The 15,132-nt window shown below is 73.1% G+C and carries 16 protein-coding genes; 10 read left to right on the forward strand and 6 right to left on the reverse strand.

The annotated features are described in order from the left end of the window. Nucleotides 1-4 precede the first annotated feature (4 nt). Complete coding sequence (locus ACFYZ3_RS13470; protein ID WP_003972313.1) at nucleotides 5-133, reverse strand: SapB/AmfS family lanthipeptide; 129 nt, start codon at nucleotides 131-133, stop codon at nucleotides 5-7. A gap of 37 nt (nucleotides 134-170) precedes the next feature. Continuing rightward, nucleotides 171-2,882, reverse strand: a complete 2,712-nt coding sequence (gene lanKC, locus ACFYZ3_RS13475; protein ID WP_388516850.1) for a class III lanthionine synthetase LanKC — start codon at nucleotides 2,880-2,882, stop codon at nucleotides 171-173. A gap of 225 nt (nucleotides 2,883-3,107) precedes the next feature. On the opposite strand from lanKC, the gene ACFYZ3_RS13480 reads away from it, so the two are divergent. The 7 genes from ACFYZ3_RS13480 (at nucleotide 3,108) to ACFYZ3_RS13510 (ending at nucleotide 8,800) form a co-directional block, all read left to right on the forward strand. After that, nucleotides 3,108-4,181, forward strand: a complete 1,074-nt coding sequence (locus ACFYZ3_RS13480; protein ID WP_388516202.1) for a Rieske 2Fe-2S domain-containing protein — start codon at nucleotides 3,108-3,110, stop codon at nucleotides 4,179-4,181. Further along, nucleotides 4,178-4,348, forward strand: a complete 171-nt coding sequence (locus ACFYZ3_RS13485) for a hypothetical protein (protein ID WP_388516204.1) — start codon at nucleotides 4,178-4,180, stop codon at nucleotides 4,346-4,348. Before ACFYZ3_RS13480 ends, ACFYZ3_RS13485 begins: the two co-directional genes overlap by 4 nt. Beyond that, nucleotides 4,345-5,298 carry a PDR/VanB family oxidoreductase gene (locus ACFYZ3_RS13490; protein WP_388516206.1) on the forward strand — a complete coding sequence of 318 codons (954 nt, stop codon included), beginning with the start codon at nucleotides 4,345-4,347 and terminating at the stop codon, nucleotides 5,296-5,298. The genes ACFYZ3_RS13485 and ACFYZ3_RS13490 overlap by 4 nt, the downstream gene beginning before the upstream one ends. Before the next feature lie 130 nt (nucleotides 5,299-5,428). Then, the gene (locus ACFYZ3_RS13495; RefSeq protein WP_388516208.1) at nucleotides 5,429-6,400 is read left to right on the forward strand and encodes an ABC transporter substrate-binding protein; all 972 of its coding nucleotides are present in this window, start codon (nucleotides 5,429-5,431) and stop codon (nucleotides 6,398-6,400) included. Next, nucleotides 6,397-7,170: an ABC transporter permease gene (locus tag ACFYZ3_RS13500; protein WP_388516210.1), complete on the forward strand. Its 774-nt coding sequence runs from the start codon at nucleotides 6,397-6,399 to the stop codon at nucleotides 7,168-7,170. The genes ACFYZ3_RS13495 and ACFYZ3_RS13500 overlap by 4 nt, the downstream gene beginning before the upstream one ends. Continuing rightward, nucleotides 7,167-7,946, forward strand: a complete 780-nt coding sequence (locus tag ACFYZ3_RS13505) for an ABC transporter permease (protein WP_388516212.1) — start codon at nucleotides 7,167-7,169, stop codon at nucleotides 7,944-7,946. Before ACFYZ3_RS13500 ends, ACFYZ3_RS13505 begins: the two co-directional genes overlap by 4 nt. A gap of 62 nt (nucleotides 7,947-8,008) precedes the next feature. Further along, complete coding sequence (locus ACFYZ3_RS13510) at nucleotides 8,009-8,800, forward strand: ABC transporter ATP-binding protein (RefSeq protein ID WP_388516214.1); 792 nt, start codon at nucleotides 8,009-8,011, stop codon at nucleotides 8,798-8,800. Between the two features lie 7 nt (nucleotides 8,801-8,807). Here ACFYZ3_RS13510 and ACFYZ3_RS13515 read toward each other — a convergent pair whose 3' ends face one another. Beyond that, nucleotides 8,808-9,467: a hypothetical protein gene (locus tag ACFYZ3_RS13515; protein WP_388516216.1), complete on the reverse strand. Its 660-nt coding sequence runs from the start codon at nucleotides 9,465-9,467 to the stop codon at nucleotides 8,808-8,810. Nucleotides 9,468-9,700: 233 nt separating this feature from the next. Here ACFYZ3_RS13515 and ACFYZ3_RS13520 point away from each other — a divergent pair, with 233 nt between their 5' ends. Together ACFYZ3_RS13520 and ACFYZ3_RS13525 are read left to right on the forward strand one after the other, a co-directional pair. Next, nucleotides 9,701-10,357, forward strand: coding sequence for a helix-turn-helix domain-containing protein (locus ACFYZ3_RS13520; RefSeq protein WP_388516853.1), 657 nt, complete (start codon nucleotides 9,701-9,703; stop codon nucleotides 10,355-10,357). A 95-nt stretch (nucleotides 10,358-10,452) separates the two neighbouring features. Then, entirely contained in the window at nucleotides 10,453-10,689 is a 237-nt protein-coding gene (locus tag ACFYZ3_RS13525) for a hypothetical protein (RefSeq protein ID WP_388516218.1), read from the forward strand. Nucleotides 10,690-10,712: 23 nt separating this feature from the next. On the opposite strand, the gene ACFYZ3_RS13530 is transcribed toward ACFYZ3_RS13525, so the two are convergent. Further along, a complete protein-coding gene (locus ACFYZ3_RS13530) occupies nucleotides 10,713-11,393 on the reverse strand; it encodes a 4'-phosphopantetheinyl transferase (RefSeq protein WP_388516220.1) in 681 nt (226 codons plus the stop codon). Then, a complete protein-coding gene (locus tag ACFYZ3_RS13535) occupies nucleotides 11,390-12,277 on the reverse strand; it encodes a metallophosphoesterase family protein (protein WP_388516222.1) in 888 nt (295 codons plus the stop codon). Before ACFYZ3_RS13535 ends, ACFYZ3_RS13530 begins: the two co-directional genes overlap by 4 nt. A 283-nt stretch (nucleotides 12,278-12,560) precedes the next feature. Between ACFYZ3_RS13535 and ACFYZ3_RS13540 the strand changes: the two genes are divergently transcribed. Continuing rightward, nucleotides 12,561-13,721: an ATP-grasp domain-containing protein gene (locus ACFYZ3_RS13540; RefSeq protein ID WP_388516224.1), complete on the forward strand. Its 1,161-nt coding sequence runs from the start codon at nucleotides 12,561-12,563 to the stop codon at nucleotides 13,719-13,721. On the opposite strand, the gene ACFYZ3_RS13545 is transcribed toward ACFYZ3_RS13540, so the two are convergent. Next, entirely contained in the window at nucleotides 13,714-15,051 is a 1,338-nt protein-coding gene (locus ACFYZ3_RS13545) for a 6-phospho-beta-glucosidase (RefSeq protein WP_388516226.1), read from the reverse strand. The two genes, ACFYZ3_RS13540 and ACFYZ3_RS13545, sit on opposite strands and share 8 nt — an antisense overlap. Nucleotides 15,052-15,132 lie beyond the last annotated feature (81 nt).

Below are 15,132 nucleotides of genomic sequence, written 5' to 3' on the forward strand. Positions count from 1 at the left end.
TGCGTCAGTTACAGGTGGTGATGCTCAGGCTGCTGTCGCCGCAGAGCAGGAGGCTCGCGCGGCTGCCGGTCTCGACGTCCCCCATGGCCTCTTCCTTGGGGGTCTCCATCGACTGCAGGTCGAACAGGTTCATGACGTATTCCTTTCGTTCGGCGAGGGGTGTGCTTTTCTCACGGCTCCTGGTGGGGCCGAGTCGAGGGGCCGCCGCCGCTTCGGCGCGGCGGCGGGAGGAACGGCAGTGCGGCGGGCGTGTCGCCGAGGACGGAGGCGACGGCCAGCAGGCATCCGGCCGTTCCGGTGGAGAGGTCCATGGACAGGCGCATCATCTGCTCGCCGGGGAAGGCGAGCCGGTCGCGGTAGGACATGGCGTGCCAGGACAGGGCGTCCAGTTGGCGCCGCACGGCCCGCGGCCCCGTACCGGGCGCCGTGGCCGTGGTGCGGCCCAGGTGCAGGACCATTCCGGCCACGCCCCGGTAGAGCCCGGGCTGGGCGTAGAACATCGCCTGGGCCGCGGCCACGATCTCGTTCCCGGCCCGTGCGAACTCCTCGTCCGCCCGGTGCGCCAGGTAGTCGTCCAGCACCATGCCGATGCCCACGCTGCCGGCGCCCAGGTAGGGCATGGTGCGCCAGCCCTCGTCGACCTGCAACGCGCCGCCCGCGCCGCGGACGCAGCGGGCGAGATCCTGGCGCAGGGCGTCGCGGGCGAGGTCGAGGAGGGCGGAGTCCCGGGTGCGTTCGAAGAGCCGGAGGAAGAGCAGTGCCCGTCCCGCGCCGCCGTACAGCAGCCCAGCCCGGGCGCGTCCGCGGCTCACGCGGTCGGCCGGCAGGCCGTCGGCGGTCAGTCCGTCGGCGGTCAGTCCGTCGGCGGTCAGTTCGGCGCAGTGCAGCGCCGCCGAGTGGAGCGCGGCCTGACCGGTGGTGGCGGCCAGCGAGTCCAGGGCCAGGCCGAGACCGGCGGTGCCGCCGTGCAGGTCCGGGCCCAGGTGGTCGAAGGGCTGGTCGAGGAGGAGTTCGGTGAGGTCGAGGGCGCGGTCGCGGTGGCCGAGGCGCTCCAGGGTCCAGGCGAGTCCGGCGAGCCCGTCGTGGAAACCGAGCGGCATGCCCGACGGGGGCCGCTTGGTCCGTTCCAGCAGCCACTGCTCGCCGGCCTCGTCCCGTCCGGCCCCGCTCTCGGCCAGGGCGTACAGCACCCCGGCCGCACCGTGGGCGAAGGACAGCCCGCCGCCCGCCGTGGCGAACTGCGCGATGTCACCGGGGAAGAGGCGGTCCGTGCGGGAGGGCGTCGCGGAGGCGCGGATCGCCGCCGCCATGGATTCCCGGCTGCGCGGCCAGTCGTCCGGCCGGACCGGCGCCACCGGCCCGGCAGGCCGCCGCGCCGCCGGGGCCCCGTGGACGCGCGTGCTGTCGTCGATGCGCGTGCTCTTGTCGATGGCTGTGACCTGGTCGATGCGCGTGATCCCGTCGATGCGCGTGATCTCGTCGACCGCCGCGTCCAGGAAGGCGCGGTCCACCGGGAACTGCTCCGCCACCACCTCCGCGAGGTGCGCCGCCTTGCGCCGGTCGACGGCCAGCAGGCTGGTGAGCGGCAGGAACAGCGCGAGCCGCAGACACGCCAGCGCGTACCGGTCCACCGCCACCCCACGCCGGTCGGGGGGCGCCACGAACCCCGGGTTCGCCACGGTCTGCCGTCCCGCCTCGTCGACGTGGTGGGCGGCCTCGAAGTCCAGCAGGGCGACGCTGTCGTCCTCCCGGACCATGATGTTGAACAGATGCAGGTCGTTGAAGACCACACCCCGGGCGTGGACCTCCGCGACGGCGCGTTCCACCCGCGCGTGGACGTCGAGGGCCCAGGCGGTGTACTCGGCCAGTCTCCGCTCGCCCGGGTCGGCCTCGATGAGCGGGTGCCGGCGGGCGAAGAACGTGTTGAGCGGCTTGCCGTCGAGGTGCTCCAGGACGAGGAAGTGGTGCTCCCCGACCGTGAGGTGGTCGAGCACCTCCGGCGTGCAGTCGAGCCCCGACAGCCGCTCCAGCGCCCGGCGTTCACGGTGCAGCCGGGTCACCGCGTCGGCGCCGTCGGCCGCCAGCCCGGCGTGCGGACGGGCCTCCTTGAGGACGACCCGCGCGCCGGTGCGGGTGTCGCGGGCGAGGTAGACACCGCCGCCGTTGGAGAAGTGCAGCGCCGACTCGACGGTGTAGGGCATGCCGGTCACGGTGACCGCGGAGCGGGCGTCGAGGTGCGGGCGCAGGAAGGCGGGCGGATCGACCCACTCCGGGATGCGGAAGACCGGACCGCGCAGGTCGGGCACCAGCACCCCGCCGGGACCGGTCACGGCCGGCCGCAGTTCCCCGTCGGCGTCGTAGCAGTCGCGGCGGGTGAAGCCGCCGTAGCGGACGTGCACCGGCCCGTCGCCGATCCGCAGGTCGCTCAGGATGTGCGGTCCGGGCTCACCGGCCAGCAGCTCGGACAGCTCTCCCACGAGCCGTTCGAACTCCGCCTCGTCCGCCGGGTACACGGTGACGAACTTGCCGCTGCCGGCCCGGTCCGCGTACTTGGCGTTGCGCTGGTGCAGCAGGTAGCGGCTGGGCACGAACTTGAAGGCCGTACCGCCGCTGACGCAGTGCCGCCACACCCGGTCGAGCACCGACTCCGCGTTGTCGAGGCAGGCGGAGACATGGATCTTCCATCCCTGGGCGGGCAGGTCGGCGTCGGCCGGGCGCAGCGCGAGCCAGTCGCCGCTCTCGTGGCGCTGCCACCCCTCCGGTACGGGCGAGGACGCGGCGGCGTACCGGGAGCGCGCGCCTCCGGTCCGGTCGGCCGTGCGGTGCGGGGCGTCGTAGAAGTACGGGTCCTCGTCGCAGTACACGGCGTAGCCCTTGTTCACGCCTTGTCCCTCCCACCGGTCGCTGACGGAGACGACGCTGTCACGCGTCGTACCGCCCCGGACAGTTGCCGCTGTCACCACTCCGAGGTGCGGAACGCACAGGTAACTTCGCGACGGCGCGACTCCTGGAGCGGGAGAATTCCGCGTGACGGAAGTGCTGTTGCCGGGGTGGGACGGCGTGGCGATGGTGTGACCACACGACGTCGAGGACGACGGGAGCCGCGCATGCCGCACATGACCGCCTTCGCCAGGAACCAGTGGTACGTCGCCGCCTACAGTCATGAGGTGGGGCGCGAGTTGCTGGGGCGCACGATCCTCGGCGAACCGCTCGTGCTCTACCGCACCGAGGAGGACGGGAGCCCGGTCGTCCTGCACGACCGCTGTGTGCACCGCCGCTATCCGCTGTCCGAGGCGCCGACGCGGCTGGACGGGGACCGGATCGTGTGCGGGTACCACGGGTTCACCTACGACACGACCGGCACCTGTGTGTACGTGCCGGGCCAGAAGCGCGTCCCGCGCACCGCCCGCGTCGCCTCCTACCCGGTGGCCGAACAGGACTCCCTGGTGTGGGTGTGGATCGGCGACCCCGCGCACGCCGACCCCGGTGCGGTGCCGCGCGCCCGGCACCTGGACGCGCCGGGCTGGGTGACGGTCCGGGGTATGGAGCCGATCGACGCGGACTACGGGCTGCTGGTCGACAACCTCCTCGACCTGTCCCACGAGACGTACCTGCACGGCGGTTACATCGGCACGCCCGAGGTCGCCGAGACGCCGATCACCACCGAGGTCGACGAGGCCGCGGGGATCGTCCGGGTGAGCCGGCACATGGACGACGCCGAGTGCCCGCCGTTCTACGCCAGGTCGACGGGCATCAGCGGGCGCATCGACCGCTGGCAGGACATCGAGTACCACGCGCCCTGTCTGTACGTGCTGCACAGCAGGGTCGCGCCGACCGGCACCGTGCCCGCGCCCGACGGCAGCGACCCGGACGGCTTCCACACCGAGATCACCTACGCCATCACGCCGTCCGGCGACGGGAAGGTGTACGACTTCTGGGCGGTCTCGCGGGACTGGGCGACGGACGACGCCGAGGTCACGGACTTCCTGTACAAGAACAACCGCACGGTCGTCATGCAGGACGTCGACGCGCTCAACCTGCTCCAGCGCACGCTCGGCAGCGAGCGCACCGGATACCAGGAACTGAGCATCAACATCGACACCGGCGGTCTGGCCGCCCGCCGCATCCTGGCCCGGCTGGCCGAGGAGGGCGCCGGGCCGGGGCCGCGGGTGGCCCGGTGAGCGGGCGCACCGGCGAGGTCTACCGCGTCGACTGGCTGCCCGGCACCGACGTCCTGCACGGCACCTGCCACTGCGGTGCCGAGCACAGCGCCGAGGACCCGGTCGCGATGTGGGACTGGATGCTCGCCCACCCGCAGGGGCACGACCGTGGAGGGCACGGCTCATGACCCGGAACGAAGTCCGGTACGAGGCCGAACTCGTCGTCGACCGCCGGGAGACCGCGGCCGCCGGCGTGCTCGTCCTCACCCTGCGCCACCCGCTGGACGAACCGCTGCCGCCCTGGGAGCCCGGCGCCCACATCGACGTCGTCCTCGGCCCGGGCCTGGAGCGGCAGTACTCGTTGTGCGGCGACCCGGCCGACCGGGCGGTGTACCGGATCGCGGTGCTGCGTGAGAGCGACGGCCGGGGCGGGTCGGCCTACGTGCACGGCGAGTTGCGGGCCGGGGACAAGGTCCGGGTGCGCGGCCCGCGCAACACCTTCCGGCTGGAGCGGGCGCCGCGCTACCGCTTCGTCGCCGGCGGCATCGGCATCACCCCGATCCTGCCGATGCTGGCCGCCGCCGAGGAGTCGGGCGCCGAGTGGAGCCTGCTGTACGGCGGTCGGACCCGCTCGGGTATGGCGTTCACCGGGGAACTGCGCCGGTACGGGGACCGGGTGGCGCTCGTCCCCGAGGACGAGTCGGGACGGCTGGACCTGGCCGCCGTGCTCGACGACGTCCCGCCGGGCACCCTCGTCTACTGCTGCGGGCCCGGCGGGCTGCTGGACGCCGTCGAGGCGCGCTGCCCGGCCGGGAGCCTGCGCGTGGAACGTTTCCGTCCGAAGGAGGCCGACGTACCGGCCGCGGCGGAGACGGAGTTCGAGGTGGTGCTCGCGCGCAGCGGCCGTACGGTCGCCGTCCCGCCCGGCGTCTCGGTCCTGGACGCGGTCCGCGAGGCGGGCGCCGAGGTGCTCTACTCCTGCACGGAGGGGACCTGCGGGACCTGTGAGACGGAGGTCGTCGACGGGGAGCCGGACCACCGGGACTCGGTGCTCACCGAGGAGGAGCGGGCCGCCGGCGAGACGATGCTCATCTGTGTGTCGCGGTGCCGGGGCCGACGGCTCGTGCTGGACCTGTGACTCCACGGCGGCGCATGCTCGGTTGAAACCTCAACGGCCCATCTCGGCACGGGCATTGACCAGGGCCGCGCCCCGGCCCTACGTTCCCGCTGAGCACGTTCCCACTGAGCACGTTCCTCCAGGGGGAGTCATGCGTCGTCTGCTCGTCGGCCTCACGGCCGTGTCCGTCCTGGCCGCCGCGACCGCGTGCGGCTCGTCCGACGACTCCGGGGCGTCGGACGGGTCCGGCTCCTCCGGGGGCACCACCGACGTGAAGGTGGGCCTCATCCCCATCGTGGACGTCGCACCCCTGTACCTCGGTCAGAAGAAGGGGTTCTTCGAGAAGCAGGGGCTGAAGCTGTCGTTCTCCAGCGCGCAGGGCGGGGCGGCGATCGTGCCGGGTGTGGTCAGCGGCCAGTTCCAGTTCGGCTTCAGCAACATGACGTCCCTGATGATCGCCCAGTCGAACAACGTGCCGGTGAAGGCCGTGGCCAACGGCATCGCCTCGACCGGTGAGGTGGGCAAGGACTTCGAGGCGCTCACCGTGAAGGGCGACAGCCCGCTCAAGTCGCCGAAGGAGCTGGAGGGCAAGAAGGTCGCCATCAACACGCTGAAGAACATCAACGAGACGGCGGTGCGGGCCTCGGTGCGCAAGGCGGGCGGAGACCCGGACGAGGTGGAGCTGGTCGAGCTGGCCTTCGACCAGATGCCGGCCGCGCTGGACGCCGGGCGGATCGACGCGGCGATGGTGGTGGAACCGGCGCTGGCCACGATCAAGAGCCAGGGCGGCCGGGAGATCGCCTCCCCCATGATCGACGTCGCCCCGAAGCTGACGGTCGCCATGTACTTCACCTCCACCAAGTACGCGCAGGAGCACCCGGAGGTGGTGGAGAAGTTCCAGGCGGCCACCGCCGAGTCCCTCGCGTACGCGGACTCGCACCCCGACGAGGTCCGCGAGGTCGTCACCACCTACACGAAGATCCCGGCGGACGTGCTGGCGCGGGTGACCCTGCCGAAGTGGCCGGCCGAGCCCGATCGCGCCGCCATCGAGGAGCTGGCGAAGCTCGGCGAGGCGGACGGGCTGTTCAAGCGGACGCCGGACCTGGACAAGCTGCTGCCGTGAGGGGAGCCAACGCCGCACTGGGTGCGGCCGGGCTCGCGGTCTTCCTCGTCCTGGGCGAGGCGGTGCCGCGGCTCGGCCTGGTCGAGGAGGACTACTTCCCGCCCACCAGCCGGATCGCCGACGCACTCGGCACGGAGGTCGCGGACGGCGCCTTCTGGACCGCGCTCGGCGACACCCTCACCGGCTGGGCGCTGGGCCTGGCCGTCGCGGTCGGCGCGGGGATCGTCGTGGGCGTGCTGCTGTCCGTGGTGCCGTACCTGCGTGCGGCGACGGCGTCCACGATCGAGTTCCTGCGCCCGATCCCGTCGGTCGCGCTGATCCCGCTGGCGGTGCTGCTGTACGGCACCGAGCTGCGGTCGGTGCTGCTTCTGGTGGTGTACGCCGCCTTCTGGCAGGTGCTGATCCAGGTGCTGTACGGCGTCCAGGACGTCGACCCGGTCGCCGAGGAGACGGCACGCTCGTACGGCCTGGGCATCTGGGCGCGGGTCCGGTACGTGCTGTGGCCGACCGCGCTGCCGTACGTCATGACCGGGGTGCGGCTGGCGGCGGCCGTCGCGCTGATCCTGGCGGTCACCGCCGAGTTGGTCATCGGGGCGCCGGGCCTTGGTGCCCGGATCGCCGTGGCGCAGACCTCGCAGGCCGTGCCGGAGATGTACGCGCTGATCGTCGTCACCGGTCTGCTGGGCCTGCTGATCAACGTCGGCGCACGGTCGGTGGAGCGGCGGGCGCTGGCCTGGCACCAGTCGGTGCGCGGGGAGGTGGCGGTGTGAGGCGCCTGCTGCTGCGGCTGGTGTCCGTGCTCGCGCTGCCGGCGGTCCTCGTGGCCGTCTGGTGGGTGACCTCGTCGGGCAGCGAGGACGTGTACTGGCCGCCGCTGCGGACGGTCGTCGAGACCTTCCCGCAGGTGTGGACCGGCGAGCGGTGGCGCGGTGACGTGCTGCCCAGCGTGCTGCGGCTCGCCGCCGGTTACGCGCTGGCGGGCGTCGCCGGTGTCGCGCTCGGCACGCTGATCGGCTCCTACCGGCGGGTGCGGGCGGTGTGCGAGCCGGTGCTGGAATTCCTGCGCGCCGTACCGCCGCCGGTGCTGGTGCCGGTGATCATGCTGTTCGCGGGCATCGGCGACACGATGAAGATCACCGTCATCGCCACCGGGTGTGTCTGGCCGGTGCTGCTCAACACGGTCGAGGGCGTGCGGGCGGTGGACGCGGTGACGGCCGAGACCGCCCGGTCCTACGGCATCACGGGCGCGGCACGGCTGCGGCACGTGGTGCTGCCCTCGGCGAGCCCGCAGATCTTCGCGGGGCTGCGCCAGGCGCTGTCCGTCGGCATCATCCTGATGGTGATCAGCGAGATGTTCGCGGCCAGCAACGGGCTGGGCTTCACCGTCGTGCAGTTCCAGCGTTCCTTCGCGATCCCCGACATGTGGACCGGCATCCTGCTGCTCGGTCTGCTCGGCTTCGTGCTGTCGGTCCTCTTCCAGCTGGTCGAGCGGCGGGCGCTCGGCTGGTACCACGGCCTGCGCGCCGCCGCCCGGCGGTCCCGGTGAAGCCCGCGCCTCGTGACTCGTGATTCGTGACGCGTGACCAGTGACTCGTGAAAGGGCGGTCCATGCTCGACGTACGTGGCCTGAAGAAGGTGTACGAGGGTGCGGGGCGGCGCGTCGAGGCGGTGCGCGATCTGACCTTCACCGTGGCGGCCGGTGAACTGGTCTGCATGGTCGGCCCGTCGGGCTGCGGCAAGACGACGCTGCTGAAGTGCGTGGGCGGGCTGCTCGAACCGACGGCGGGCGAGGTGTTCCTGGCAGGCCGCAGGGTGACCGGTCCGCCGCCCGGGACGGCGTTCGTCTTCCAGGAGTACGGGCGCAGCCTGTTCCCGTGGATGCGGGTCGGCGAGAACGTCGAACTGCCCCTGAAACAGAAGGACCTGGCCAAGGGGCGGCGCAAGGCGCTGGTCGTGGACGCGCTCGCCTCGGTCGGGCTCGCGGACGCCGCCGGAGCCTACCCGTGGCAGTTGTCCGGCGGCATGCAGCAGCGGGTGGCCATCGCGCGGGCGCTGGCGTACGAACCCGAGGTGCTGCTGATGGACGAACCCTTCGCGGCGGTCGACGCGCAGACCCGCGCCGACCTCGAGGACCTGGTACGGGCGCTGTGGCGGGAGCGGGGCATCACGGTCCTGTTCGTCACCCATGACATCGACGAGGCCGTCTACCTGGGCGAACGGGTGATCGTGCTGTCCGCCTCCCCCACCGTCGTACGGGAGCAGCTCCGGGTCGACCTGCCGGACGGGCGGGACCAGGTGCACACCCGGGTGGCTCCCCGCTTCGCGGAGCTGCGCACCCACGTGTACGAGCAGATCCAGGCGGCGAAGCGCGCGGTGTCCGCCGTCCCGCCGCCGCACTGACCACCCGTCACTCGGCGGCGGGGACGACTCTCAGGTGCGAGGAGGCGTGACGGGCGCGCGGTGACCGGTGGGCGGCGCGGCGGGGCTCCCGCAGGACCAGCGTCAACCGCGTGTAGCCCAGCTCCTGGAGCGAGGCCGGTGTTTCGACCACGACCCGGCACTCGGTGGTGCCCCGGCGCGGGTCGGGGTGGTGCAGCGGCCGTACGGCACCGTCGTGTTCGACGGCCCGTGCTCCGACGGCACGGATCCAGTGCGGCAGGCCCTGGCGGTAGGCCGCCTCCATGATCGGGTCCTGGGCGATGTCCCGGCGGACTGCCTGAAGTCCCGGGTCGTGGCCGTACCGCTCCAGGCTCGCGGCGAAGTGCGCCAGCATGGGCAGGCACCAGCTCGACTCGTGCTCGCCGAGGACCGCGGCGGCGTCCGGGTGGAAGAGGACGAACCGGAGGAAGTTGTCGTCCGGCATGGCCGTCGGATGCGGTCCGGCGCCTTGGAAGAGTGTCCGGAAGGCGCCGTTGGCCAGCACCACGTCCCAGCGGTGGTCGACGACGAGAGACGGGAAGGGGACGGCCTCCAGGAGGGCGGTGTAGTCCTGGAGATAGGCCTGGGCCTCGGGGGTCGCGGGGGCGGGCCGCGGCGCCGACCGCTGCCCTCCTGCCTGAAATGCCATCGGGAGGTCACCCCTCTTGCCTATGCGGCCTTCTCGCGGCGTCCCGCATCCTGTCGTCCCGGCGCGAGGCGTGTCAACTATCGTGGCATTTCGTGCCTGTTGACGGCTGAAATAGGCCACAGTTGTGGCGATGCCTGGATGTGAGTTCGAGCGGCAGGCTAGTCTCCCGGAAGTTCACGGCAACTGCTTGTGAGAAGCCTGTGAGGCCTGTGAGAGACGTAGGAGAGCTGTCGGTGACGGGTGGCTTCGAAGGTCCGGGCGCCGAGCCGACCACCACGCTGGCCGCCGTCGTCGCCCGGGTCGGCGCCCTCGCGGAGCGGCTCGACGTGCCGCATGCCGAGGTCTTCGACGTGGGCCGGCTGTCCGCCGCCTCCGGCGTCCCCGAGTCCGTCGTCGGGGCCCTGCTCGGGGGCCGGCCCACGGGCGAGCCCGATGTGCAGACCAGGTTCGTGCAGCGCCTGGACCTGCTGCGCCGCACCCGGCTGAAGCCGAACGGCCGCAAGTACACCCAGCAGGAGATAGCCGACGGCGCCGGGATGTCGCGGCAGCAGGCAGGCGCGCTCATCAACGGCGACCGGCGCCCCACCATGGAGCACTGCGACGCCATCCAGCGCTTCTTCCGGGTGCACGCCGGTTTCCTCACCGCCGAGGACCCCGAGGCGCTCGCGGGCGCCCTCCAGCGCACCGAGCAGGAGCTGCTCCAGCAGCTCGCCGACCGGGAGCGGGAGGCGGCGGCCCCCGCCGACGACCCGCTGGAGCGCCTGCTCCAGGACCACGGTGTGCGCGGCATCGCCTGGCGGGCCGCGCAACTGCCCACCGACCAGCACCGCGACAAGGTCGCCGAGTGGCTGGACATGCTCCTGGAAAGCGTCAAGCGGCCGGAGTCGTGAGGACGGGATTGTCAGTGGTGGACGGCAAGCTGGGAGGGTGCCGCCGCCGTGCGGGGGCGCGTGACCGCTGACGTCGTTGTGGGGAGAGCCGACCGATGACCACCGCCGTACTGACCGACCGCGAACGCACCGCCGTCCAGGCCTACCTGCGCCTCCTGCACACCGTGCGGGCCGGTTTCGACACCGCGACGGGCCCGGGCGCCTCTCCCCGCCCGCCCGTCGTGCCGCCCTCCGTGCTGGCCGAGGCGGAGCAGGCCCTGCGGGCCGCGGGACTGACGGGGAACGAGGAGGCGTTCTTCCGGCTGCTGCGGGACTGGTGCCCGCCCACCTGACGGGCGGGCGGACCGGCCGCGGTTCAGGTGCGCCGGACCGTGACCGCCGTGGTGACCAGGCCCTCCCGGGCGCTCCAGCGGCCCTCGAAGCGGCTCAGGCGCCGGCCGTCCACGGTCGGTCCCGGCACCAGAAGGGCGGCGTGCAGGGTGCCGCGGCGCGGGTCGACCGGGTCCACGCGGATCTCGATGTCCGCCTCGGTGAAGTCCAGCCACTGCCCGGTGAGCGGGTACCACGCCTTGTAGACCGACTCCTTGGCGCTGAACAGCAACCGGTCCCAGTGGACGCCGGGCCGCGCCCCGCCCAGGCGTCGCAGCCGGGCCGCCTCGGCGGGCAGGGCGATGGTCTCCAGGACGCCGTCCGGGAGCGGCCCGTCGGGCTCGGCGTCGATGCCGAGGGAGGCCAGGTCGGTCAGGCGGACCAGGGCGGCGGCGCAGTAGCCGTCGCAGTGGGTCATGCTGCCGGCGAGGCCGTCCGGCCACCGCGGGGCCCCACGCTCGCCGGTCAGCACGGGCTGCGGCGGCACGCCGAGCTTCTCCATGGCCCGGCGGGCGCAGGACCGCACCACGGTGAACTCACGGCGCCGCTTGGCGACCGCCCGCGCGACGATCGCCTCCTCCTCCGGGTAGAGGGGCAGGTGACCGGCGTCGTCCTGACCGAAGGCCTCCACGGACACGACCGTGCCCGGCAGCAGTTCCTCGATCAACGGGTCACCTCCTGGCGCGACGGCGCCGTGGACGCCTGCGTCGACGGCAGGATGCGGCGCAGTTGCCCCGGCGGCCCGGGCCGCTTGCGCCACTCGCGGGGATAGCCCACCGAGACCTCCTCGAAGCGGACCCCCTCGTGCCAGGTGGTGCGCGGGATGTGCAGATGCCCGTAGACCATGGTCTCCACCCGGAACCTGCGGTGCCAGTCGGCGGTCAGCGAGGTGCCGCACCACATGGCGAACTCGGGGTACCACAGGACGTCGGTGGGGTGCCGGTGCAGCGGGTAGTGGTTGACGGGGATCGTGGGCAGGTCCGCGGGGATTCCGGCGAGCCTGCGCTCGGTCTCGGCGACCCGCGCCCGGCACCAGGCCTCGCGGCTGGGGTAGGGGTCGGGGTGCAGCAGGTACTCGTCGCTGCACACGACGCCGGTGCCCTGGGCGTACTCCAGTCCCTCGGCCTTGGTCGCGCACCCCGCGGGCAGGAACGAGTAGTCGTAGAGCAGGAAGAGCGGCGCGACGACCGCCGGGCCGCCCGCGCCCTCCCACACCGGGTACGGGTCCTCGGGGGTGGTCACGCCCAGTTCCCGGCACATCTCGACGAGGTGCTCGTAGCGGGCGACGCCGCGCAGGTCGACCGCGTCCTTGGGGTGCGTCCACAGTTCGTGGTTGCCGGGGACCCAGACGACCCGGCGGAAGCGGTCCGCGAGGACGCCGAGGGCCCAGCGGATGTCGGCGACGGTCTCCGCCACGTCGCCGGCCACCAGGAGCCAGTCGTCGTCGGACTCGGGGTGCGTCCGCTCGACCAGGGCCCGGTTCTCCTCGTATCCGATGTGCAGATCGCTGATGGCCCACAGCTTCCCCGGAGCGCCGGCCCTCGTCGTCATCCCCCACCCCTTCCAGACGCACGTTCGACGCCACGAGATCACATCGCCGCCCGGGTCACAAGGCGACCCGGCCGCGCCCCGGCAGTCCCCTGCAGGGCGCCGTCCGGCCGGTCCGAGGCATCCGTGTGACGCTCGTTGCGCTCGGGGCCGCGCGTACCCCTATGATCGCCCCAACACCACCGCCACGACTCTCCTTTCGCGCAGAGCGGCTCGGTGTCCCTCCAAACCCCTGGCCGGGCACGGCCCGCTTCGCCCTGCCCGCGAACCCTGGAAGGCGGCTTGCATGGCTTCTCCCGTACGCGTCTGGCTCAACCGCACGTACGCGGAGAACGTCTTCTTCATGGATCAGCTGCGGAGAAACCCCGCCGACCGGGCCGTCGAGATCCATGCCACGCACGGCGACCCGGACTCCCCGGTGCTGGCCGCCGCGGACACCGCGGAGCTGGAGCCCGAGGGGCTCTCCCCGGCCGGTTACGTCGAGTACGCCCTGGCCCAGTGCGCGCGGCGCGGCATCGACGTGTTCGTGCCGCGCCTGCACCAGTCGGCGATCGTGGCCCACCGCGCCGATTTCGAGGCGGTGGGTACGGCGCTGCTGGCGCCGCCGCCCGAGGCGGTGGCCGTCTTCCGGGACAAGGTGATCGCCTACGAGGCGGTCCGGGCCGTCGGCGTGCCGGTGCCGCCGTGGTGGCGGGTGCGCACGGCCGACGAACTCGTCCTCGCGGTGGAGGAACTGGAGGCGGGCGGCCACCGGGCGTGCTTCAAGCCGGCCTCCGGCGCGGGCGGCGTGGGCTTCCGGACGGTCACCCGCGACCCCTTCTCCCTCGCCCACCTGAACGGCTTCCCGAGCCCGTCCGTGCCGCTGCCCCTGGTCGTCGAGGCGCTGCGGGCGGCCGACGAGCCCGTGGACTGGCTGGTGATGCCGCGCCTGGAGCAGCCGGAGGTGTCGGTGGACTGCCTCACCGGGCCCGACAACCGGGTCCGGCTGGCCGTGGGCCGCACCAAGAACGGCCGCCGCCGCGGGTTCACCCTGCACGAGCAGTGGCTGGCACCGGCACGGCGGATCGCCGAGACGTTCGGACTGCACCACCTGTCCAACGTGCAGTTCCGGATGTACGGCGACCGGCCCGTCCTGATGGACGTCAACACCCGCCCGGCGGGCGGACTGCACCAGTTGGCGCTGTGCGGCGTCAACGTGCCGTGGGCGGCGGTCCGGCTGGCCCTCGGCGACGACCCGGGCGAGCTGGAGCCGCCGTTCCTGGGTCAGGACTACGCGGTGGTGGCGGGACCGCGTCCGCTGCGCCCGGTGACCTTGCCGCACCAGCGCGCGGACCTTCCGGCCGCCGCGGCACCGGCACCGGCACCGGCACCCGCACCGGCAGCGGCAGCGGCAGCGGCAGAGAGGGCGGCGGCACCGGCGTCGTCCGCCCCCATGGGGCTCACCTGAGGTAGGCCAGTCCCGGGTGCACCGCCCGGTAGCCGTCGACGAGGCGGCGGGCGACGTCGACCGAGTCGACGAGGGGGTGCAGGGCGAAGGCGCGGACCGCGGCCGCGCGGGATCCGGTCCCGGCCGCGGCCAGCACGTCGCGCTCGACGCCCTTGACCGCGCGGACCAGACCGGTGGCGTGGTCCGGCAGCGGGTCGACCGCCATCGGGTGGGCGCCGTTCGCGTCGACCAGGCAGGGGACCTCGATCACCGCGTCGGGGTCGAGGACGGAGAGCGTGCCGCGGTTGCGGACGTTGAGGATCAGGGTGGCGCGTTCGTCACGGGCGACGGCGCGCATCAGCGCCAGCGCCACCTTCTCGTAGCCGCCGGACAGGTCCTCGGCCTCGCGGTCGCCCGCTCCCGCCGTCTCGCGGTTCTCGGCCATGTAGGTGGCCTCGCGTTCGGCGCGGGTGCGGTCCCAGGTGGCCAGGGCCGGGGCGTCGGGGCGGCGCATCTCGTCGTAGAAGCGGGCCTGCTGGTCGCGCAGGAACGCGCCGCGGGTGAGGTCGGCCTCCTGGTAGGCGCGGACGGTCTCCCGGTTGAAGTAGTAGTAGTGCAGGTACTCGTTGGGGACCGCGCCGAGGGAGCGCAGCCATTCGGCGCCGAAGAGCCGGCCCTCCTCGAAGGAGCCGAGCAGCGCCGGGTCGGCCAGCAGCCGCGGCAGTTCGTCGCGTCCGCCGACGCGCAGGCCGCGCAGCCAGCCGAGGTGGTTGAGGCCGACGTAGTCGACGAAGGCGCGGTCCGGGTCGGCGCCCAGCACGCGGGCGACGCGGCGGCCGAGGCCGACCGGCGAGTCGCAGATGCCGATGACCCGGTCGCCGAGGTGCCGGGACATGGCCTCGGTGACCAGGCCCGCCGGGTTGGTGAAGTTGATGACCCAGGCGTCCGGTGCCAGCCGGGCCACGCGGCGGGCGATGTCGACGGCGACCGGGACGGTCCGCAGTCCGTAGGCGATGCCGCCCGCGCCGACCGTCTCCTGGCCGAGGACGCCCTCGGCGAGCGCCACCCGTTCGTCGTCGGCGCGTCCCTGGAGGCCGCCGACGCGGATCGCGGAGAACACGAAGTCGGCGCCGCGCAGCGCCTCGTCGAGGTCGGTCGTCGCGGTCACCGCCGGCGCGTCGGACACCCCGGCCGCCTGTTCGGCCAGCACCCGGGTCACCGCCGTCAGCCGGGCCGGGTCCAGGTCGTGCAGGACGACGTCGGTCACGCGTCCCTCGCCGCGGTCCCCGAGAAGCGCCCCGTACACGAGCGGTACGCGGAATCCGCCGCCGCCCAGCATCGTCAGCCTCACGTTGGCACCCTTCCGTCGCCCGGCCGCACTTCCGTCCGGCGCCGATCATGGCACGGCCGGTGCCGCCCGCGCGTGCGCCTC

The sequence above is a fragment of the Streptomyces sp. NPDC001599 genome (assembly GCF_042893535.1).
GTDB lineage: Bacteria > Actinomycetota > Actinomycetes > Streptomycetales > Streptomycetaceae > Streptomyces.